The organism is Shewanella sp. MBTL60-112-B2 (genome assembly GCF_019655055.1).
GTDB lineage: Bacteria > Pseudomonadota > Gammaproteobacteria > Enterobacterales > Shewanellaceae > Shewanella.
In genome coordinates this window covers 1-441 of the sequence record NZ_BPFA01000108.1, presented here as the reverse complement: position 1 = coordinate 441, position 441 = coordinate 1, and the positions used below count along the sequence as shown (strand labels likewise).

General features: G+C 49.7%; 1 protein-coding gene. It reads right to left on the bottom strand.

What is annotated here, in order from left to right; genetic code table 11:
• On the bottom strand, positions 1 to 441 hold a 441-nt coding region (locus K5Q73_RS21960; protein ID WP_220766210.1), incomplete at both ends, for a hypothetical protein.

Genomic DNA, 441 nt, shown 5'->3' with positions numbered 1-441 from the left:
ACGACCTGTCTTTTTCTTTTCCTCCCTTTTTCCCTTTTTCCCCCCTTCTTTCTCCCCCCTCCCCTTCTCTCCCCCCCTCTTTCCTTTTCTTCCCCTTCTTTTTTCCTTCTTCTTCTTCCTTCTCTCTCTCCCCTCTCTCTTCCCCCCTCCCTCTTTTTCCCCTCCTCCCTCTTTCCTCCTTTTTCTTTTCTCCTCCTCCCTTCCTCTTTCTTCTTCCTCCTCTTTCTCTTCCTCTTTCTTTTCCTCTTCTTTCCTCTCCCTCCTTCCCCTTCCTTTCCTTTCCCCTTCCCTCCCTTTCCCTTTCCCTTCTTTCCCCCCTTCTCCTTCTTCCTCTCCTTTCTCCCTCACTTGCCCTCTTCTCTTCCTTTTCTTTTCCTCCTCCTCTCCTTCATTTTCTTTTCTTCTCTTCCCTCCTCTTCCCTCTTTCTTCTTCCCAAGCCC